Origin of the sequence: Pseudomonas pergaminensis, assembly GCF_024112395.2 — a bacterium.
GTDB lineage: Bacteria > Pseudomonadota > Gammaproteobacteria > Pseudomonadales > Pseudomonadaceae > Aquipseudomonas > Aquipseudomonas pergaminensis.
Window position 1 is genome coordinate 5,970,622 of the sequence record NZ_CP078013.2, and the last position, 19,569, is coordinate 5,990,190.

Annotated in this window: 19 protein-coding genes; 2 read left to right on the forward strand and 17 right to left on the reverse strand. The window is 61.5% G+C overall.

Annotated features, from left to right (window positions below):
• The first annotated feature begins 83 nt into the window (after positions 1-83).
• The gene (gene crp / locus KUA23_RS27250) at positions 84-728 is read left to right on the forward strand and encodes a cAMP-activated global transcriptional regulator CRP (protein WP_078051000.1); all 645 of its coding nucleotides are present in this window, start codon (positions 84-86) and stop codon (positions 726-728) included.
• On the opposite strand, the gene KUA23_RS27255 is transcribed toward crp, so the two are convergent.
• The 14 genes from KUA23_RS27255 to KUA23_RS27320 all read right to left on the reverse strand — a co-directional run bounded on the left by KUA23_RS27255 (position 725) and on the right by KUA23_RS27320 (position 15,882).
• Positions 725-1,420 carry a lipoyl protein ligase domain-containing protein gene (locus KUA23_RS27255; protein ID WP_252993133.1) on the reverse strand — a complete coding sequence of 232 codons (696 nt, stop codon included), beginning with the start codon at positions 1,418-1,420 and terminating at the stop codon, positions 725-727. The two genes, crp and KUA23_RS27255, sit on opposite strands and share 4 nt — an antisense overlap.
• Positions 1,421-1,580: 160 nt before the next feature.
• Positions 1,581-2,417, reverse strand: a complete 837-nt coding sequence (gene trpC / locus KUA23_RS27260; RefSeq protein ID WP_078050411.1) for an indole-3-glycerol phosphate synthase TrpC — start codon at positions 2,415-2,417, stop codon at positions 1,581-1,583.
• Positions 2,414-3,463 (reverse strand): anthranilate phosphoribosyltransferase, encoded by a 1,050-nt coding sequence (gene trpD / locus KUA23_RS27265; RefSeq protein ID WP_029296763.1) that lies wholly within the window; start codon positions 3,461-3,463, stop codon positions 2,414-2,416. The genes trpC and trpD overlap by 4 nt, the downstream gene beginning before the upstream one ends.
• A gap of 9 nt (positions 3,464-3,472) precedes the next feature.
• Positions 3,473-4,066: an aminodeoxychorismate/anthranilate synthase component II gene (locus tag KUA23_RS27270; protein WP_100492021.1), complete on the reverse strand. Its 594-nt coding sequence runs from the start codon at positions 4,064-4,066 to the stop codon at positions 3,473-3,475.
• A 10-nt stretch (positions 4,067-4,076) separates the two neighbouring features.
• The gene (trpE, locus tag KUA23_RS27275; RefSeq protein ID WP_100492020.1) at positions 4,077-5,558 is read right to left on the reverse strand and encodes an anthranilate synthase component I; all 1,482 of its coding nucleotides are present in this window, start codon (positions 5,556-5,558) and stop codon (positions 4,077-4,079) included.
• A gap of 70 nt (positions 5,559-5,628) precedes the next feature.
• Positions 5,629-6,447, reverse strand: coding sequence for a phosphoglycolate phosphatase (locus KUA23_RS27280; protein ID WP_028618148.1), 819 nt, complete (start codon positions 6,445-6,447; stop codon positions 5,629-5,631).
• On the reverse strand, positions 6,444-7,118 hold the full coding sequence (gene rpe, locus KUA23_RS27285; RefSeq protein WP_046035020.1) for a ribulose-phosphate 3-epimerase: 675 nt from the start codon (positions 7,116-7,118) through the stop codon (positions 6,444-6,446). Before rpe ends, KUA23_RS27280 begins: the two co-directional genes overlap by 4 nt.
• A gap of 84 nt (positions 7,119-7,202) precedes the next feature.
• A complete protein-coding gene (locus KUA23_RS27290) occupies positions 7,203-8,351 on the reverse strand; it encodes an iron-containing alcohol dehydrogenase (protein WP_252993134.1) in 1,149 nt (382 codons plus the stop codon).
• 216 nt (positions 8,352-8,567) lie between these two features.
• Positions 8,568-9,392 carry an ABC transporter permease gene (locus KUA23_RS27295; RefSeq protein ID WP_017739612.1) on the reverse strand — a complete coding sequence of 275 codons (825 nt, stop codon included), beginning with the start codon at positions 9,390-9,392 and terminating at the stop codon, positions 8,568-8,570.
• 12 nt (positions 9,393-9,404) lie between these two features.
• Entirely contained in the window at positions 9,405-10,652 is a 1,248-nt protein-coding gene (locus tag KUA23_RS27300; protein WP_252993135.1) for an ABC transporter permease, read from the reverse strand.
• 165 nt (positions 10,653-10,817) lie between these two features.
• Positions 10,818-11,858, reverse strand: a complete 1,041-nt coding sequence (locus tag KUA23_RS27305) for an ABC transporter substrate-binding protein (protein WP_010206957.1) — start codon at positions 11,856-11,858, stop codon at positions 10,818-10,820.
• A gap of 43 nt (positions 11,859-11,901) precedes the next feature.
• Positions 11,902-13,014 (reverse strand): ABC transporter ATP-binding protein, encoded by a 1,113-nt coding sequence (locus KUA23_RS27310; RefSeq protein ID WP_058424775.1) that lies wholly within the window; start codon positions 13,012-13,014, stop codon positions 11,902-11,904.
• A gap of 225 nt (positions 13,015-13,239) precedes the next feature.
• Complete coding sequence (locus KUA23_RS27315) at positions 13,240-13,869, reverse strand: response regulator (RefSeq protein ID WP_017739608.1); 630 nt, start codon at positions 13,867-13,869, stop codon at positions 13,240-13,242.
• Positions 13,870-13,887: 18 nt separating this feature from the next.
• Positions 13,888-15,882, reverse strand: a complete 1,995-nt coding sequence (locus KUA23_RS27320; protein ID WP_252993136.1) for a PAS domain-containing sensor histidine kinase — start codon at positions 15,880-15,882, stop codon at positions 13,888-13,890.
• A gap of 77 nt (positions 15,883-15,959) precedes the next feature.
• Between KUA23_RS27320 and KUA23_RS27325 the strand changes: the two genes are divergently transcribed.
• Positions 15,960-16,934, forward strand: a complete 975-nt coding sequence (locus tag KUA23_RS27325; RefSeq protein ID WP_099493037.1) for an alpha/beta hydrolase family protein — start codon at positions 15,960-15,962, stop codon at positions 16,932-16,934.
• Between the two features lie 141 nt (positions 16,935-17,075).
• Here the strand turns inward: KUA23_RS27325 and KUA23_RS27330 are convergent, their stop codons facing one another.
• Genes KUA23_RS27330 through KUA23_RS27340 form a run of 3 tightly spaced genes read right to left on the reverse strand, consistent with a single transcriptional unit; the run spans position 17,076 to position 19,541 of the window.
• The gene (locus tag KUA23_RS27330; protein WP_252993137.1) at positions 17,076-17,843 is read right to left on the reverse strand and encodes a TerB family tellurite resistance protein; all 768 of its coding nucleotides are present in this window, start codon (positions 17,841-17,843) and stop codon (positions 17,076-17,078) included.
• A 1-nt stretch (position 17,844) separates the two neighbouring features.
• Positions 17,845-18,519, reverse strand: a complete 675-nt coding sequence (gene murU / locus KUA23_RS27335) for an N-acetylmuramate alpha-1-phosphate uridylyltransferase MurU (protein WP_078050420.1) — start codon at positions 18,517-18,519, stop codon at positions 17,845-17,847.
• On the reverse strand, positions 18,516-19,541 hold the full coding sequence (locus tag KUA23_RS27340) for an aminoglycoside phosphotransferase family protein (RefSeq protein ID WP_099493039.1): 1,026 nt from the start codon (positions 19,539-19,541) through the stop codon (positions 18,516-18,518). The genes murU and KUA23_RS27340 overlap by 4 nt, the downstream gene beginning before the upstream one ends.
• Positions 19,542-19,569: the final 28 nt, after the last annotated feature.

The window sequence follows — 19,569 nt, forward strand, 5'->3', positions numbered from 1 at the left end:
CCCTTTATGCACCGTGTATCAATGCCGATACCGATGAATACAACAACTCCATCTACCTCGCGCAGTCTTTTCGGGACACAACCATGGTTGCCCTTACTCCCATACCCAAGATCAAGAATCTCGACAAACTGTTGATGCATTGCCAGCGCCGTCGTCATCCGGCCAAGCACAACATCATCTGCGCCGGCGAGCGTTCCGAAACACTGTTCTTCATTATCAAAGGCTCGGTCACCATCCTGATCGAGGACGAAGATGGCCGTGAAATGATCATTGCCTATCTGAACACCGGGGATTTCTTTGGGGAGTTGGGGCTGTTCGAACAAGCTGGCAAGGAACAGGAACGCAGTGCCTGGGTGCGGGCCAAGGTCGAGTGCGAAGTGGCCGAGATCAGCTACGCCAAATTCCGCGAGCTGGCCCAGCAGGATCCCGACATCCTCTACGCCCTCAGCGGCCAGATTGCCCAGCGCCTGCGGGACACCACGCGTAAGGTCGGCGACCTGGCATTCTTTGATGTCACCGGTCGTGTCGCCCGCTGCTTGCTGGATTTGTGCAAACAGCCCGACGCCATGACACACCCTGACGGCATGCAGATCAAGGTCACGCGCCAGGAAATCGGGCGTATTGTCGGCTGTTCACGGGAGATGGTCGGTCGCGTGCTCAAGGACCTGGAAGAACGCAACCTGGTCCACGTCAAAGGCAAGACGATGGTGGTGTTCGGTACCCGTTAAACCGGCAGGAAGCTGGCCAACATTTGACGGTACAAGGTGTCCAGCCGGCTGATCGCATCCGGTGCAGGGAAGGCTTCGTGCAGGGCGATATGGCTGTCGGCACGCACCCGCTGGTCGAGGCCGCAGGCTTGATTGAAGCGGTTGACTGCCGCGATCAGCTCTTCGCGATCGTTCTCCAACAACAGCGCACCGTGCACCAACCCCACCGGGCGACCACCACTTTGTCGCCAGCGCTGGGCCGTGCCGACCATTTTGCGGCCGTTAAGGTTGACGTTGTAGCGACCGTCGCAAAACGCACCGTCGATTTCACCGACGGAGGCATCGCCTCCCAACTCGGTCAGCAAATCGCAGATCGGTTGGCATAAACGCAAATAACCGGTTTCGATACGGTTCTGATCGCCTTCGCTGCGCGGCGGAGCATAGACCAGGGCGATGTTGACCGTCGCATTCGACTGCGGCACCGGTTCTCCACCGGTTTCACGCAACAATACCGGCCAACCGGCATCCGCGGAAACCTGGCTGGCGGTCTCAAATGCCGGCAAGCGGCTCAAACGACGCGGCATGACCAAGGCTTGGTCGCTGGGTTGCCAGAACAGCAAGCCGAACTCTTGTTCGCCAGCGCAAACAGCCGCCAACAAGGCTTGCTCGGCGGCAAGACCGGCTTCAACAGTCATCGCTTGCGGCTTAACCATCAACACCTACCTCTCTGAATGAACACCGAACAAATTGTGGGAGCGGGCTTGCTCGCGAATGCGGTAAGACAGCAATGAATATATTGACTGACACACCGCTTTCGCGAGCAAGCCCGCTCCCACATTTAGACTGCATTCCAAATGATGGCAGCGTTTCAAATCAATCCAGTGTCGAACCGCTGACCGCCACACCACGCTCCGGGAAGAATAGGCGCTGCAATTCAGCTCCCGGGTTCTCGGCACGCATGAAGGTCTCGCCCACCAGGAAGGAATACACGCCACTGATCTCCATCAGCTCTACATCGGCACGGTTGACGATGCCACTCTCGGTAATTACCAGACGGTCACGCGGGATGCGCGGCAGCAGGTCGAGGGTGTTTTCCAGGCTGACTTCGAAGGTGTGCAGGTTACGGTTGTTGACCCCTACCAGCGGTGTGTCGAGGGTTTTCAGTGCGCGCTCCAGCTCATCGCCGTCGTGCACTTCCACCAGCACGTCCAGGCCGACGCTTTTGGCCACGGCCGCCAGCTCGGCCATCTTCACGTCATCCAGCGCGGAGACGATCAGCAGCACACAGTCGGCGCCCAGGGCACGGGCTTCGACGATCTGGTAAGGGTCGACCATGAAATCCTTGCGGATCACTGGCAACTTGCACGCGGCACGGGCCTGCTGGAGGAACAGGTCGGAGCCCTGGAAGTAGTCGATATCAGTCAGCACCGACAGGCACGTCGCCCCGCCCTTCTCATAGCTCTTGGCTATGTCTTCAGGGATGAATACTTCGCGAATGACGCCCTTGCTAGGCGAAGCCTTCTTGATTTCAGCAATGACGGCGGGCTGTTTTTCCTTGGCCTGCTTGATCAACGCGTTGGCAAAGCCACGTGGCGCATCAGCGACCTTCGCCTGCTCTTCCAGCTCGGCGAGGCTCACGCGAGCACGGCGTTCGGCGACTTCTTCAGCCTTGCGAGCCAGGATCTTTTCCAGAACGGTCGGCACACTCATCCTTCATTCTCCATCTTGAATACTGCGGTGAATGCTCCCAGCTCTTCGAGCTTCTCGCGAGCCAGACCGGTGTGCAGCGCATCGTGGGCCAAGGCGACACCTTCCTTAAGACTATAGGCATGGTCGGCCGCATACAGTGCAGCGCCCGCATTCAAAACAATCATCTCAGCGGCTTTTTGACCGTTTTCGGTCTTGCGACGCCCCAGGGCATCACGAATCAGTTCCAGAGACGCCGCCGGGCTTTCCACTGCCAGGCCGTGCAGGCTCTGGCTCTTCATGCCCAGGTCTTCCGGCTCGACCCAGTATTCGGTGACCTGGTCATTCTTCAGCTCCGCCACGAAGGTCGGTGCCGCCAGGCTGAATTCGTCCAGGCCGTCCTTGGAATGCACCACCAGCACATGCTTGCTGCCCAGGCGCTGCAGCACTTCGGCCAATGGCCGGCACAACGCCTGGCTGAACACGCCCACCACCTGGTGTTTCACACCGGCCGGATTCGTAAGCGGGCCGAGCATGTTGAACAAGGTGCGCAGGCCAAGGTCCTTGCGCGGGCCGGCGGCGTGCTTCATTGCGCCATGGTGGGACTGGGCAAACATGAAGCCAATACCGACATTGTCGATGCAGCGCGCCACTTGTACCGGGGTCAAATTCAAGTAGATACCCGCCGCTTCCAGCAAGTCGGCACTGCCGCTTTTGCCGGACACGGCGCGGTTACCATGCTTGGCCACGGTGCAACCCGCTGCCGCGACGACAAAAGAAGAAGCGGTCGAGACGTTGAAGATGTTCGCACCGTCACCGCCGGTGCCGACCACGTCCACAACACCGTCGAGGGTCTTGAGCTCAACCTTGTCCGCCAGCTCGCGCATCACCGATACGGCGCCGACGATCTCGTCGATGCTTTCGCTCTTCATGCGCATCGCCATCATGAACGCGCCGATCTGCGCATCAGTGCATTGACCGGTCATGATCTCGCGCATGACATCGCTCATTTCAGCGGTGCTCAGGTCCAGGTGGCCGACGATACGGCTCAGGGCAGTCTTGATATCCATGGAAAGTCCTTAGCGCGTGCCGCCGCTCTGCTTGAGAAAGTTGGCGAACAGCTCGTAGCCCTGCTCGGTCAGGATCGACTCGGGGTGAAATTGCACCCCTTCGATATTCAGTGTCTTGTGGCGCAGGCCCATGATCTCGTCGACGGAGCCATCTTCCAGTTGGGTCCAGGCAGTCAGCTCCAGGCATTCCGGCAGGGTTTCGCGCTTGACCACCAGCGAGTGGTAGCGGGTCACCGTCACGGGCAAGTTAAGCCCATGGAACACCCCTAGATCATGATGAAACACTGGGCTGGTCTTGCCGTGCATCACTTGACGCGCGCGCACCACTTCACCACCAAAGGCCTGGCCAATGGACTGGTGGCCCAGGCACACGCCCAGGATCGGCAGCTTGCCGGCGAAATACTTGATCGCCTCCAGGGAAATACCCGCCTCGGTCGGCGTGCACGGGCCTGGCGAAACCACGATGCGCTCCGGGTTCAGCGCAGCGATCTCGGCCACGGTCAGTTCGTCATTGCGCACTACCTTGACCTCGGCACCCAACTCACCCAGGTACTGCACAACGTTGTAGGTAAAGGAATCGTAGTTATCAATCATCAGCAACATGGGGGAAACCTCAAGAATTAGGGGTCTGTTCAGCCAGCGCAACGGCGCGGAACATCGCGCGGCGCTTGTTCAGGGTTTCTTCCCATTCGAGGGCCGGCACTGAGTCGGCAACAATCCCGCCGCCGGCCTGCACGTGCAACTCCCCGTCCTTGATCACGGCCGTGCGGATCGCAATGGCCGTGTCCATGTTACCGTTCCAGGCGAAATAACCCACGGCGCCGCCATAGACACCGCGTTTGACCGGCTCCAGTTCGTCGATGATTTCCATCGCGCGGATCTTCGGCGCACCCGACAAGGTGCCTGCCGGCAGAATCGCGCGCAGTGCGTCCATTGCTGTCAGCCCGGCTTTCAGCTCGCCGGTGACGTTGGACACAATGTGCATCACATTCGAATAACGCTCGATCACCATCTTCTCGGTGAGCTTCACGGAACCGATTTCCGAGACACGCCCGGTATCGTTACGGCCCAGGTCGATGAGCATCAGGTGCTCGGCGATTTCCTTGTCGTCGCTCAACAGGTCTTCTTCCAGCGCCAGGTCGGCCTCTTCGGTCGCACCGCGTGGGCGCGTACCGGCGATCGGGCGTACGGTGATCAGGTTGTCTTCGACACGCACCAGCACTTCCGGCGAACTGCCCACCACGTGGAAGTCGCCAAAATTGAAGAAGTACATGTACGGCGTCGGGTTGAAGCAGCGCAGCGCGCGGTACAGATCGATCGGCGCGGCCTTGAAATCGATGGACATACGCTGCGACGGCACCACCTGCATGCAGTCACCGGCAAGGATGTATTCCTTGATGGTATCGACCGCACGCTCGTAGTCATCCTGGGTAAAGCTGGAGCGGAACACCGGGTCGGCTGCCGGCGGACGGCTGAGGTCCAGGCCGCGACGCGGGGTAATCGGCTGGCGCAATTTATCCAGCAGGGCTTCGAGGCTGGCACGGCCTTGCTCGAACGCGTCCTCCTGGGATGGATCGGCGAGTACGATCGCGTGCATCTTGCCGGCGAGGTTATCGAACACCACCACGGCATCGGAAACCATCAGCAGAATGTCCGGCACGCCCAGCGGATCCGGGTTCGGGCATTTGCCCAAGCGTTTTTCCACATAACGCACGCAGTCATAACCGAAGTAACCCACCAGGCCGCCGTTGAAACGCGGCAGACCAGCAATGGTCGGCACGTTGTAGCGCGCCTTGAACGCTTCGACGAACGCCAACGGGTCTTCTACATCATGGTTTTCGATCTCGACGCCATCATGGGTAATGCTCACATGATGGTCGTGCACGCGCAGCACCGTACGGCACGGCAGGCCGATGATCGAGTAACGCCCCCACTTCTCGCCGCCCTGTACCGATTCGAGCAGGTAAGAGTTCGGCTCGTCGGCCAGTTTCAGGTAGATCGACAGCGGCGTGTCGAAGTCGGCCAGGGTTTCGCAGGCCAGGGGAATGCGGTTATAGCCGGCAGCGGCCAAACGCAGGAATTCTTCGCGGGTCATCATATGCCTCGTGGCTTGAGGGTCTAACAGTCAGGTATGCAAACGCGCCGCAGAGTGCGGCCAGGATCAGTCAGGCGCGCCAACGCCAGCGGGCCAGGGCCTTGATGACTTTCATCCAGAGTTTGCGAGTGACCACCACGATGGAATTTCCAGAAGGGGACGGATCGGTATCGGGCAACGTTATCTCAGCGCCAGCTCCCAAGCAACCGGGGATTAACAGGCGCAGGTCATCAATCACGAGTGATGGCGACTCTTCGGCGATCGGCCGACCATGGTTATAGCCGTAGCTGAGGGCCACGCACTGCACGCCCGCAGCCTTTGCCGCCAGCACATCACTGCGTGAATCGCCGACAAACAACGACTGCGAGGCCGGGATATTGGCCATTTTCATCACGAAAAACAGCGCCGCCGGGTCGGGCTTTTTCTGCGGCAGGGTATCGCCGCCGATGATCCAGCGGAAATAACGGCCGATTTTCATCTGGTCCAACAATGGCGCGACGAAGCGCTCCGGCTTGTTGGTGATCAGGGCCATTTCCACGCCCTGCTTGCTCAGCCACTTGAGGGTGTCGCGCACGCCGGGGTAGACCACGGTCAGTTCATGGCCATCTTCATAGGCGGCGTTGAACAGTTCCAGGGCGTGTTCGGCCTCGACTTCATCCACGCCTTCGGCGTCGATATTGTTGGCCAAGGCCCGGCGCACCAGCATCTGCACGCCGTTGCCGACCCATTCGCGCACCGACTCGATCCCGGCCGGCTTGCGGCCCAGCTTGAGCAGCATCTCGTCCACCGCCGCCGCCAGGTCGGGCACCGAGTCGATCAAGGTACCGTCCAGATCGAACATCACCAGCCGTGGCAATTTGCCGGGGAACAGCTGCTCAAAGCCGCTCATGGACGCGCCAGCGCCAGTTCGGCGCGCATCTTGTCGATGACTTCCTGGTAGTCCGGCGCGTTGAAGATCGCCGAGCCGGCCACGAAGGTGTCGGCGCCCGCCGCGGCGATTTCGCGGATGTTGTTGACGTTGACCCCGCCGTCGATTTCCAGGCGGATGTCACGGCCCGAAGCGTCGATCAGCGCGCGGGCTTCGCGCAACTTGTTCAGCGTGCCGGGGATGAACTTCTGCCCACCGAAGCCTGGGTTGACGCTCATCAGCAGGATCATGTCGACCTTGTCCATCACGTACTCAAGCACGCTCAACGGTGTGGCCGGGTTGAACACCAGGCCCGCCTTGCAGCCGCCTTCGCGGATCAGTTGCAGGGTGCGGTCGACGTGCAGCGAGGCTTCCGGGTGGAAAGTGATGTAGGTCGCGCCGGCGTCAACGAAGTCGCCGATGATGCGATCCACCGGGCTGACCATCAGGTGCGCATCAATCGGCGCAGTGATGCCGTACTTGCGCAACGCGGCGCAGACCATCGGGCCGATGGTCAGGTTGGGCACGTAGTGGTTGTCCATGACATCGAAGTGCACGAAGTCGGCACCCGCGGCCAACACCTTGTCCACTTCCTCACCCAGGCGGGCGAAGTCGGCGGAGAGAATCGATGGAGCAATGACGAAGGGCTGCATGACGCACCTTTTTTGAGCTAAATCACGATGGCGCGCATTGTATACCTCATGCTTTGCCGCGCGCACCGTGACCTAACTCAACGGTTAGTAAGCCGCCCGATAGATTTTCTCGATATCGGCCGCGCTGAGCTTGCGTGGATTGTTGCGCATCAAGCGCTCAATACCCGCCGCTTCTACCGCCATGGCTGGGATCGCGTCCTCGGGCACCCCGAAACTGCGCAAGCCCGCCGGGATCTCCACTGCGGCACACAGTCGCGTCATCGCCTCGACGGCCTGGTCGGCGGCATCGTTGACGCTCAAGCCGGTGACATTCACGCCCATCGCCTGAGCGATGTCCTGCATGCGCTCGACACAGGCCAGCTTGTTCCAGTGCATCACGTAGGGCAGCAACAACGCATTGCTCACGCCGTGGGCGATATTGAAGCGCCCACCCAGCGGATACGCCAACGCATGCACCGCCCCCACACCGGCATTGCCGAACGCCATGCCGGCCATCAGGCTGGCAGTGGCCATGTCGTCGCGGGCCTGCAGGTTGGCCGGGTTGGCGTAGGCCTTGGGCAATGCATTGGCGATCAGCTTGATCGCGCCAATCGCCAACGCATCAGTGATCGGCGAGGCATTCAGCGACAGGTAGGATTCGATGGCATGCACCAGCGCATCGACACCACTGGCGGCGGTAACACTGCGCGGGCAGGTGAGGGTCATCTGCGGGCTGATCAGCGCCACATCCGGCAGCAGGTAATCGCTGACGATGCCTTTTTTCAGCTGCGCGACCTTGTCGGAGAGGATCGCCACATTGGTCACCTCCGAACCGGTGCCGGCGGTAGTCGGGATAGCGATCAGCGGCGGGCCCTTGCGTGGCACCTGGTCGACGCCGAACAAGTCGGACAGCGCGCCGTGATAACCGGCATAGGCCGCAACACTTTTGGCGATATCAATGGCACTGCCGCCGCCCACGCCGATCAGGCCGTCGTGCCCGCCCTCGCGGTAAACGCGCATGCAGTCTTCGACAATGGCGATTTCCGGGTCGGGCAACACCCGGTCGAAAATCTCGTAAGTGCGTTCGCCCAGGTGTTCAAGGGCCAGCGCCACCGTGCCGGACTTGACCAGCGCAGCGTCGGTGACGATCAGCGGGTTATCCACATCCAGGCGGGCTAGCTCAAAGGCCAGTTGTTCGATGGCGCCAGCGCCGGTCAACAGTTTGTGGGCGATCTTGAATGAGGAAGTACTCATGTGCGCGGCCTCTTATTAAGTGATGGGCTGGCACAAGAGTAGCTCGGGATTTTGGGTTGCCTAGCATTCAGGGTCTGAATGGTCAGGTGACTCAACGCGGGCACGGTTTATGTGGGAGCTGGCTTGCCTGCGATTCAGGCGACTCGGTATGGCAGGCAAACCGCGGCGATGCAATCGCAGGCAAGCCAGCTCCCACAGGTGATCGCGTTTACCCGCTCAGACCTGGGCGGTACGCAGTTTCTCGCTACGGCCGCGCAGCCATTCGAGGGTCAGCAACAGCAACACCGAGAAGGCAATCAACAGGGTCGCCGCCGCCGCAATCGTCGGGCTGAGGTTTTCGCGGATGCCGCTGAACATCTGGCGCGGCAGGGTCGCTTGCTCGGGGCCGGCGAGGAACAGCGTTACTACCACTTCATCAAACGAGGTGGCGAAGGCAAACAGCGCCCCAGAAATCACGCCTGGCGCGATCAACGGCAAGGTCACCCGGCGGAATGCCGTGAGTGGCGAGGCTCCGAGGCTGGCGGCCGCCCGCACCAGGTTATGGTTGAACCCCTGCAACGTGGCGGACACGGTGATGATCACGAACGGCACGCCCAGCACCGCATGCACCACGATCAGCGAGAAGAAGCTGTTGCCCAAGCCCAGCGGCGCGAAGAACAGGTAACTGGCCACGCCGATGATCACCACCGGCACTACCATCGGCGAAATCACCAGCGCCATCACCAGTGCCTTGCCGGGGAAATTGCCGCGGGTCAGGCCGATCGCCGCCAGGGTGCCGAACACCATGGCCAGCACCGTGGCCGCAGGGGCGACGATGATGCTGTTCTTCAACGCACGCATCCACTCGGCGGAGGCGAAGAAGTCCTGGTACCAGTGCAGCGAGAAGCCTTGCAGCGGGTACACCAGGAAACTGCCGCTGTTGAACGACAGCGGGATGATCACCAGCACCGGCAGAATCAAAAACAACAGGATCAAGCCGCAGAGGATCCGTAAGCTGTAGAACCACACCCGCTCAACGGGCGACATATAAGGGCTCAGCATCGCAAGGTCTCCTTAGCTCAGGCGCAGGCGACTGGCGCCCACCAGCCGGTTGTAGATCAGGTACAGCACCACGGTAGCCAGCAGCAGCAAGCCGCCCAGTGCCGTGGCCATGCCCCAGTTGATGCTGGTGTTGGTGTAGAACGCCACGAAGTAGCTGACCATCTGATCGTTCGGGCTGCCCAGCAGTGCCGGGGTGATGTAGTAACCAATTGCCAGGATGAACACCAACAGGCAGCCGGCACCGATACCGGCGTAGGTTTGCGGGAAGTACACGCGCCAGAAACTGGCGAACGGGTGGCAGCCCAGGGAAATCGCCGCGCGCATATAGGTGGGCGAAATGCCCTTCATCACGCTGTAGATCGGCAGGATCATGAACGGCAGCAAGATATGCACCATGGAGATGTAGACCCCGGTGCGGTTGAACACCAGCTCCAGCGGCTTATCGATCAGGCCCATGCCCATCAGTGCACTGTTGATCAGGCCACCGGACTGCAGCAACACGATCCACGCCGCCACCCGTACAAGGATCGAGGTCCAGAACGGTAGCAACACCAGGATCATCAGCAAGTTGCTCTTGCGTGCCGGCAGATTGGCCAGTAGGTAGGCCAGCGGATAGGCCAACAGCAGGCAGACCGCAGTGATCACCAGGCCCATCCAGAAGGTGCGGGCGAAGATGTCCAGGTAGATCGCCTGGTCCGGCGTGGCCGGCGCCACTTCACCGAGGTCGTCGATGCGGTGATCGACGGCCGCCAGCAGGTAGAACGGTGTCAGGCTGCTGGTATTGCGCCGGATCGCCTGCCAGTAAGCCGGGTCGCCCCAGCGTTCGTCGAGGTTTTCCAGCGCTTCTTTATAAGAGCCAGGCGCTTCGCTGAACGGCAGCGCCCGCGCGGTTTTGGTCAGCAGGCTGCGGTAGCCGGCCAGTTCCATGTTCAGGCGTTTGGACAGATCGCCCAGGGTCTGGTTTTTGCGCGCTTCGCCCAGGTCCTCACTGAGGGCCTGGTACACCGGCTCGCCCGGCAAGCCACGACCGTCCCAGGCCGTGATCGCAACTACAGTACGCGGCAACCCACCCACCACTTCCGGGTTGCCGACGCTCTTGAACAGCAGCGCTACGATCGGCACCAGGAACACCAGCAGCAAAAACAGCACCAGCGGCGCAATCAAGGCCTGGGCCTTCCAGCGATTGAGCCGCTCGGCACGCGCCAGGCGCTGCTTGAGGGTGGGGCTGTTGACCTCGTTCGAGGGAACGGCGATGGCCATGGCTGACTCCGGAAAATCTACGGTTGGGTCCTTGGCAACACGGTCCCTGTGGGAGCTGGCTTGCCTGCGATGGCATCAACTCGGTGCATCAGCTGTACCGAGGTGTCTGCATCGCAGGCAAGCCAGCTCCCACATGAAGCGGTTTCGCCAGAGGGGTATGCGGTGTTACTTGGCCGCCCAGGAATTGAAGCGCTGCTCCAGTTGCTCGCCGTTGTCCGCCCAGAAGCTCACATCGATCTGCACTTGGTTGGCGATGTTTTCCGGGGTGGTCGGCATGTCCTTCAGCACGTCCTTGGCCAGCAACGGCACGGCTTGGGTGTTGGCCGGGCCGTAGGCGATGTTTTCCGAGTAGGTCTTCTGCTGCTGCGGCTGCACCGAGAAGGCGATGAATTTCTTCGCGGCCTCGGCACGGTCCTTGGCCAGGCCTTTAGGAATGGCCCAGGCGTCGAAGTCGTAGATACCGCCGTTCCACACCACTTTCAGGTTGCTTTCTTTCTGCACGGCAGCAATGCGGCCGTTGTAGGCCGAGCTCATCACCACGTCACCCGAGGCCAGGTACTGCGGCGGTTGTGCGCCGGCTTCCCACCACTGGATCGACGGCTTGAGCTCGTCGAGTTTCTTGAACGCACGGTCCTGGCCATCTTTGCCGGCCAGCACTTTGTACACGTCTTTCGGCGCAACGCCGTCGGCCATCAAGGCGAATTCCAGGGTGTACTTGGCGCCTTTGCGCAGGCCACGCTTGCCAGGGAATTTCTTGGTGTCCCAGAAATCCGCCCAGCTGGTTGGCGCGGATGCCAGCTTGTCAGCGTTGTACGCGAGCACCGTCGACCACACGAAGAAGCCCACGCCACACGGCTGGATCGCCCCCTTCACGTAGTCGGCGGTGTTGCCGAACAGTTTCGGGTCCAGTGGCTCGAACATGTCCTCGTCGCAGCCACGGGACAGTTCCGGCGATTCCACTTCCACCAGGTCCCAGGACACGCTCTTGGTGTCGACCATGGCTTTGACCTTGGCCATTTCACCGTTGTACTCACCGGCGACGATCTTGCCGTTGCCCGCGCTTTCCCACGGTGCATAGAAGGCCTTGACCTGGGCCGCCTTGTTCGCGCCACCAAAGGACACGACCGTCAGGTCCGGGCCTGCCATGGCCTGTGTCGCACCCATCAAGCTCAATGCCAAAACGGAATACTTCAAGGAACTCAACATTGTTGTTCTCTCCACGTGCAGGGTTGGTGAAGCCAGGGGGCGATCAATTCGCCTCTAGAAGTGGGTCGAGTGCGCGAACGTGCTCGACTTGCCAGCCAATCGGTACCACGTCGCCGACCGCCAGGGCTGGGTCCAGCTCGGCAATCGGTTGTTTCACAAAAAAATCGGTCTTGCCGCAGACTTCCAGGCGCACGCGCACGTGGTCGCCCAGGTAGATGAATTCCGCCACCCGCCCAGAGAAGCGGTTGACGCAGCTTTCGCTGGAGCCATTGAGGCTGACACGCTCCGGGCGCACCGACAGGGTCACCGGGCCGCCGACCTGGCCGACATTCACCGCCAGCGCCTCGACCTTCTCGCCCCGCGCCAGCTCCACCACGCAGCGCTCGCCGGTGTGGCTGTGCAGGCGGCCATTGAGGCGGTTGTTCTCGCCGATGAAGTTGGCGACAAAGGTGTTCTTCGGTTCTTCATACAAGGTGCGCGGCGCAGCGATCTGCTGGATCTCGCCCTGATGGAACACCGCCACCCGGTCTGACATGGTCAAGGCTTCGCCCTGGTCGTGAGTCACGTACACCACGGTCACGCCCAGGCGCTGGTGCAGGTGCTTGATCTCCATCTGCATGTGTTCGCGCAGTTGCTTGTCCAGGGCGCCGAGGGGTTCGTCCATCAGCACCAGCTGCGGTTCAAACACCAGCGCCCGAGCCAAGGCCACGCGCTGTTGCTGGCCGCCGGAGAGTTGTGCCGGGTAACGCTGGGCAAAAGCGTCGAGCTGGACCATGCTGAGCACGCGTTTGACCCGCTCACTGATATCGGTCTTGCTCAGGCCACGCACTGACAGCGGGAACGCGAGGTTCTCGGCGACGGTCATGTGCGGGAACAGCGCGTAGTTCTGGAACACCATGCCGATGTCGCGCTTATGCGGTGGCACGTTGTTAATGGAACGCCCGGCCAGCTGGATTTCGCCAGCCGTCGGCGTCTCAAAGCCGGCGAGCATCATCAGGCTGGTGGTCTTGCCCGAACCGGACGGCCCGAGCAGGGTCAGAAACTCGCCCTTGCGAATCTCCAGGTTGAGGTCTTTGACGATCAGGTTCTCGCCGTCGTAGCTCTTCTGCACGCCACGAAAGCTGACCAGCACATCATTTGAATCCACCTCGCTCATACCCGCACCTTTGTATTTTGGACTGCTGTGGAACAAGCGTAGTCCAGGCGCGAGGCCCCGGAAATCGGGGGCCAGGAGAGAATTGCATCAGCCGGATGGAAGGTTTGGGGTAGGGATCGCCCTACACGGATGGCGCGCACGGGACGGTGCAGCGACAAGTGGCGAGCTGCAAGCGGCAAGAATGGGCTCGGCGGGGTTTTCGCGGTGTCGTTATCAGGTATGTGGTTAGAGCAGCTTGTGTTCCATGGCGTACTTCACCAACTCCGCCAGGGACGTGATATTGAGCTTTTGCATCAGTCGCGCCTTGTGGGTGCTGATGGTCTTGCTGCTCAGCGCCAGTTGCTGGGCGATGTCGTTGACGTTGGCGCCCTGGGCCAGGCGCTCGAACACCGAGAACTCGCGTTCGGACAGTAATGAATGCAACGGTCGCGTATCGGTGAGGCCGACTTCGAAGACCATCCGGTCTGCCAGGTCCGGGTCGATGTAACGCCCGCCGGCCGCCACCTTGCGGATTGCCGTAAGCAACAGCGCCGGGTCGCTGTCCTTGGTGGCGTAACCGGCGGCGCCGACCTTCAAGGCGCGGGCGGCCATCTGCGCTTCGTCGTGCATCGACAACACCAGGATCGCCGGCGGATTGCTCAGTGCACGGATGCGCGCGATCGCTTCCAGGCCGTTGACGCCAGGCATCGAGATGTCCAGCAGCACCACCTCGCACGGCACATGGCGCAACGTCTCCAGCAGTTGCTCGCCATTGCTCGCTTCCCCAACCACCAACAGGTCTTTGGCCAGGCCGATCAATTGCTTGATGCCTTCACGAACGATGGTGTGGTCTTCGGCTACCAGTACGCGGATCACAGGGACTTCCTCTTGGTGTTATGCATCCAACGGCACCGTGACACTCAGGGTGGTGCCCTCCCCCAACTCGCTGTCCAGGCTCAATTGCCCGCCCATGATCAGCACCCGCTCGCGCATGCCCACCAACCCGAATGACACCGGGCGGCCCTGGGCCTGGATGAAACCAACGCCATCGTCGCTGATGGTCAGTCGCAAATCCGCGCCCTCCACGGCAAGGGTCAGCTCCACAGTATGCGCCTGGGCATGGCGCATCACATTGGTCAGCGCCTCCTGCAAAATGCGGAACAGGCCGATGGCCTTGGCATCGCTGAGAGCCGGTAGGTTATCCGGAACCTGCACCAGGCAGGGAATCTGCGTACGTGCTTCAAAGCGCCGCGCCTGCCATTCGATGGCCGAGGCAATGCCGGCATCCAGAATCGGCGGCCGCAGCGCCGTCGCCACATCGCGCACCAACTGGAACAGCTGGGCGATAAGGCGCTTCATGCTGTTCAAACGCTCGTGCAAACCGGGGTCGAGTTGCGCATAGGCCAGCTCGCACATCGAGGTTTCGAGCTTGAGCACCGTGAGCATTTGCCCAAGCTCGTCGTGTACCTCGCGGGCGATGCGAGCCTTCTCTTCTTCGCGCACGGTTTCCAGGTGGGCGGACAGTTCGCGTAACTGCGCCTCACTTTGCAGCAACGCGGCCAACGTCCGGCGCAACTCGGTGACGTCATTAAGGTAAACCACCAGGTATTCGGCCTCGGCGAACCGCAGAAAACTCAAGGACACATTAGTCGGCAGGATGCTGCCATCGGCTCGCCGGCAGTCAGTGGCAAAATTCTGCGGGCCGTCTTCGCTGGCCCGCGCACGCTTCCACAGGTTGAGCCAGCGGTCCATGTCCAGGCTTGGATCAAGGTCGGCCAGCGGCCGCTCGATCAGCGCCCCGGGGCCGTAGCCGAGCATGTTTTCGGCGGCACGGTTGGCGTAGCGCACATGGCTGTCCCAGTTGACCCAAAGGATACCGACAGTGCTCTGATCGATGGAAAACTGCGTCAGTCGCAAGGCTTCGGCACCGGCGGCACGGGCTGCGCTTTCTTCACGAGCGGCAAGCAGGCCCTGCTCCAGCACCCGTTGCTGGCGTCGCTGCCAGACCACGACGGCCAGGCTGGCGAGCAGCAACAGGCCCAGCAACAGGCTGAGGTTTTGCCACAGGCCCGGGGATTCCGTGAGGCGCGGGTACTTGGGTTGCAGCCAGCGGCTGTGCAATTGGTCCAGGTCGCGGGCGGGAATCGCGCGAAGTGCGCTTTCCATGATGCCGGCCAGTTCCGGCCATTCCCGACGCGTGGCCACCCGCAACAATTGCGGCAAGCCGATATCGCCCACCACCGCCAGCCCGGCAAACTCGGCCTCCCCGGACAAACGGCTCAACTGCGCTTCATCCACCACCGCGTAACGCGCCTGCTGGCTCACCAACAACTGCAGGGCCTGGCGCTCCATTGGCACGCCTTGCAGGTTGAGGGTGGGATAGGTGCTGCGCAGGTAATCGGCCACGGCACTGGGCATGCGCACAGCGACACGGGATTGCTCATCGAGCTTTTCCAACTCAACGGCCCCGCCGCCCTCGCGGATGCCGACGATGTGTTGCGGCACGCGCATATAAGGGTCGGTGAACAACCACAAGCGCAAGCCGGCCGGGGTTTGTTGCAGGCCGGGGGCGACGTCGACTTCGCCTTCGCGCACAGCGGCTTCCAGTTGCTCCTGGTTGGGAAAATTGCGCCAGGTCAGCTCAATGTTCAGGGCCTTGGCCAGCCACTGCATCAACTCGACATTCGCCCCGGACAGCCGTTGCAAACGCCGATCGTATTGCGCGTAAGGCGCCTGCAACACCAGCCCCACCCGCAGCTCGGGGTGCTGGGCCAGCCATTCGCGTTGCTGGGCAGTGAGCTGCGCCTGCGGTGCAGCGGGCGCAGGGGCGGCATTGGCCATCAAGGCAAGGCACAAACAGCCGATAACCAGCAGACAGCGATAAACCATGATCCACGTCTCACATCACTGACAAATACTGACCAACCCATTAGGCTGCTGGAATCACTTCTGGCCGGGAATTAACGATGCCCTTTTTCCAACGTTCGGCACTGCCAGCATTGTGCCTGTCGCTGCTTTTTACCAGTGCCTTTTCTGTACAAGCCGCTGACGCCCCTGCACCTGCCGCCGAAAAACCTGTCGAGCGCCAGCCGCTGCCGGAGCGTAGCCAGGAAGAAGCCAGCTTTCTTACACGCAAAATCCCGCAACAGGAACAGCAACAATTGCAGGCCGGCAGCGATTCATTCCTGGCGCTGTGGAAGCCGGCCAACAGCGCCGAACCCGAGGGCGTGGTGATTATCGTACCGGGCGCCGGCGAAAACGCTGACTGGCCGCAAGCAATCAGCCCGTTGCGGCACAAATTGCCGGATGCCAATTGGGGCAGCCTCAGCCTGTCGCTGCCAGACGTGAGCGTGGACACCCTGCCGCCGCGCGTAATGGAAGCGCCCAAGGCCACTGTCGACACCAGTAGCAAGGAAGCGAGCACCGCCGACAAACCCATCGAGCAGGCCGCCAGTGCCGAAGCCGAAGGCACCGACCCGTCACTGGTGCCGGGCGCCGATGAGCAAGACAAGACCGATGCGTCGCGCATTTTCGACCGCATCGACGCCGCCGTGGCCTTCGCCCAGACCCAGAGCGCGCGCAGTGTGGTACTGCTCGGCCATGGTACCGGCGCCTGGTGGGCCGCGCGCTATCTGAGCGAGAAGCAACCGTCCCAGGTGCAGAAGTTCGTCATGGTGGCGGCGCAGACGCCCACCGGGCGCCATCCCGATGTCCAGCAGTTGGCCCCAGGCCTGAAACTGCCGACTGCCGATGTTTTCTATCAAGACCAAGCCCTATCGCGCAAAAACGCCCTGGCCCGCGCCCAGGCGGCCAAGCGTTTGAAGAATGAGGGCTATAAGCAGGTGTCGTTGAAAACCTTGCCCGGCAACAGTGATGCCGGCCAGGAGCAGTTGTATCGCAGGGTTCGCGGCTGGCTGAGCCCGCAAGCAAGCGCCGACTGAGGGCACACCGCAGGTCTCCTTTGAGGGCGGGCTTGCTCGCGAAGGCGGTGGGTCCGTCAGCGCATCGGATACTGATAGACCGCATTCGCGAGCAAGCCCGCTCCCACACGGGAACGGGTTATCAACGTGAGGAAGTGAAAACTAACGGAAATCCCGGCGTTCGCGGATCAACGCATAGGCGTTGTGCAACTCGCGAGTACGATCGGTGGCCTCACGCACTTGCGCGGCGCTGGCGCCGGTACCGGCAATCTTGTCCGGATGATGGCGACTGAGCAGGCGGCGATAAGCCCGTTTAATCATCGACGGCTCGGTAGTGGCGGTCACGCCCAGCAAACGCAACGCATCCTGATAAGTGGGGCCCCGAGTGACCAGTGGCTTGCGCTCCGGCGTAAAATCGGCGGCCAGTGCCTGGAGTTGCTGCGGCGTCCAGCCCAGCCACTTGCCCCAGAGGTCGATCAGGACGCGCTCGGCGTCGCTCGCCTTGCCATCCGCCCAGACCATGCGCCAACACGCGCGCAATACACCCTCCGCGGCATGAGGTTGAGCCTTGAGCACACGTAGATAACTGCGAACCCGATCGGAACCGGACTTGCCGCGATTGAACGCCGCAATCGCACGGCGCTGGGCTGAGTCGCTCATGTCCAGCGCGCGCATTTCCTGGCGCGCCTGCTGGATATGCCCATCCACCACTCGCCCATTGCTCTTGGCCAAGCGCCCCAGCAACACAAACAACAATTCGTCATTGCGCAATGCCGGGCGCCCGCCCAGGCGCTCGCGCAATTGCGCCCAACTCTGCAGTTGCAGACGGCGATCCAGCGCCTGCCCCAACAGTGCACCCAACATGGCCCCCGGAATACTGGCAATGGCAAAGCCAGCCCCGGCGCCGATCAGCGTCCCTGGCCACAGCATCTTACTGCCCCGCTGTCAGCAGGGTTTCGACTTGCGCCAGGCGCTCCAGCGTGCCGACATCAATCCAGCGTCCCGCCATGTGTTCCCCCGTTACCAGACCTTTGGCCATGGCCGCCCGCAACAGCGGCGCCAGCTTGAAGGCACCCGCGCTGCAACCCGCGAACAGCTTGGGGTCGAGGACGGAAATGCCACTGAAGGTCAGGTTATCGGCACCGGCCGCTGCATCATGAAGCAAACCTTGATCAAGGTAGAAATCGCCACCCGAAGGGTGATGCGCCGGGTTATCGACCATCACCAAATGGGCCAGGCCCTTGATCGGCTGCTTGAGCTGGGTGAAGTCGTAATCGGTCCAGATGTCGCCATTGACCACCAGGAAAGGTTCGTCCCCCAGCAATGGCAACGCCTGGAAAATTCCTCCGCCGGTTTCCAGCGGCTCGCCCTCTGCGGAGTAACGGATGCGCAGGCCAAACTGCGCACCGTCCCCCAGGTAGCTTTCGATCTGTTGGCCGAGCCAGGCGTGGTTGATCACGATCTCGGTGAAGCCAGCCTTGGCCAGCGCCTCCAAGTGATACTCGATCAAGCGCTTGCCGCCGGCCTGCACCAGCGGCTTGGGCGTGTGCAAGGTCAGTGGACGCATCCGCTCGCCTTTGCCGGCGGCCAGGATCATGGCCTTCATACGCTCGCCTCGACGGGCTGACGCAGGCTGGCCAGCAGCTCACCGAGTTCGCTCAGTTCCGGCCGGTCCGCCAGCACTGCTTCTATATAGGCAAAGAAGCGCGGCACGTCGGCCAGGTAGCGTGGCTTGCCGTCGCGATGACAAATGCGCGCGAAAATCCCGATGACCTTGAGGTGACGCTGCACGCCCATCAAATCGCTGGCGCGCAGGAAGTCTTCGAAATCCGGCTGCACTGGAATGCCCAGTTGCCCGGCACGCGCCCAATAGCCGCGCTGCCAATCCCGCACGCGCGCCTTGGGCCAACTGAGGAAGGCGTCCTTGAACAGACACGTGATGTCGTAGGTGACCGGCCCGTAGACCGCGTCCTGGAAATCCAGCACGCCTGGGTTCGGCTCGCTGATCATCAGGTTGCGTGGCATATAGTCGCGGTGCACCAGCACCTTCGGCTGCGCCAGGGCGCTGTCAATGAGGTGGTCACTGACACGCTGCCAAAGCGCTTGTTGCTGTGTATCGAGTTCGATACCCAGGTGCCGACGCACGTACCACTCAGGAAACAATTCGAGCTCGCGGCGCAGCAAGGCGACGTCATAGCTGGGCAGCGGCGCGTCCATCGGCAGTTGCTGGAAAGCCAGCAAGGCGTCGATGGCATCGGCAAACAATTGATCGGCGTTTTTGTCGTCAATCACGTCCAGGTAGGTTTTTCTGCCCAGGTCATTGAGCAAAAGAAAGCCTCGCGGCAAATCTTCTGCGTAAATTTTTGGAACATTTATTCCCGACTTCGCCAGCAAATGAGCGATATCGACGAAAGGTTTGCAGTTTTCCTGGGGGGGTGGAGCGTCCATGACCACGAAGGTCCGGCCACCGCCTTCCCAACGGAAGTAGCGCCTGAAACTCGCGTCGCTGCTGGCCGCGGTCAATGTGGCCGGGGGTACGGCACCCCAGTCTTGAGCGTTGAAAAGGATCGGCAACTGCTCATCCAGCCAGACTTCCAGCTGTTGTAAACGTAGATCTTGCTCGGGCATTACAAGGGTCTCCGACGGCGCTAGCCGT

Bases quoted from the DNA above. Each gene is read 5' to 3' on its own strand.
- KUA23_RS27280 (WP_028618148.1), bottom strand. From the start codon at position 6,447: ATGAGCGGCTTTGAGCAGCTGTTCCCCGGCAAATTGCCACGGCTGGTG.
- KUA23_RS27330 (WP_252993137.1), bottom strand. From the start codon at position 17,843: ATGCTGTGGCCAGGGACGCTGATCGGCGCCGGGGCTGGCTTTGCCATT.
- KUA23_RS27270 (WP_100492021.1), bottom strand. From the start codon at position 4,066: ATGTTGCTGATGATTGATAACTACGATTCCTTTACCTACAACGTTGTG.
- KUA23_RS27300 (WP_252993135.1), bottom strand. From the start codon at position 10,652: ATGGCCATCGCCGTTCCCTCGAACGAGGTCAACAGCCCCACCCTCAAG.
- trpE (WP_100492020.1), bottom strand. From the start codon at position 5,558: ATGACCCGCGAAGAATTCCTGCGTTTGGCCGCTGCCGGCTATAACCGC.
- KUA23_RS27325 (WP_099493037.1), top strand. From the start codon at position 15,960: ATGCCCTTTTTCCAACGTTCGGCACTGCCAGCATTGTGCCTGTCGCTG.
- KUA23_RS27255 (WP_252993133.1), bottom strand. From the start codon at position 1,420: ATGGTTAAGCCGCAAGCGATGACTGTTGAAGCCGGTCTTGCCGCCGAG.
- KUA23_RS27295 (WP_017739612.1), bottom strand. From the start codon at position 9,392: ATGCTGAGCCCTTATATGTCGCCCGTTGAGCGGGTGTGGTTCTACAGC.
- KUA23_RS27305 (WP_010206957.1), bottom strand. From the start codon at position 11,858: ATGTTGAGTTCCTTGAAGTATTCCGTTTTGGCATTGAGCTTGATGGGT.
- crp (WP_078051000.1), top strand. From the start codon at position 84: ATGGTTGCCCTTACTCCCATACCCAAGATCAAGAATCTCGACAAACTG.
- KUA23_RS27290 (WP_252993134.1), bottom strand. From the start codon at position 8,351: ATGAGTACTTCCTCATTCAAGATCGCCCACAAACTGTTGACCGGCGCT.
- KUA23_RS27310 (WP_058424775.1), bottom strand. From the start codon at position 13,014: ATGAGCGAGGTGGATTCAAATGATGTGCTGGTCAGCTTTCGTGGCGTG.
- KUA23_RS27320 (WP_252993136.1), bottom strand. From the start codon at position 15,882: ATGGTTTATCGCTGTCTGCTGGTTATCGGCTGTTTGTGCCTTGCCTTG.
- KUA23_RS27340 (WP_099493039.1), bottom strand. From the start codon at position 19,541: ATGCCCGAGCAAGATCTACGTTTACAACAGCTGGAAGTCTGGCTGGAT.
- murU (WP_078050420.1), bottom strand. From the start codon at position 18,519: ATGAAGGCCATGATCCTGGCCGCCGGCAAAGGCGAGCGGATGCGTCCA.
- trpC (WP_078050411.1), bottom strand. From the start codon at position 2,417: ATGAGTGTGCCGACCGTTCTGGAAAAGATCCTGGCTCGCAAGGCTGAA.
- rpe (WP_046035020.1), bottom strand. From the start codon at position 7,118: ATGCAGCCCTTCGTCATTGCTCCATCGATTCTCTCCGCCGACTTCGCC.
- trpD (WP_029296763.1), bottom strand. From the start codon at position 3,463: ATGGATATCAAGACTGCCCTGAGCCGTATCGTCGGCCACCTGGACCTG.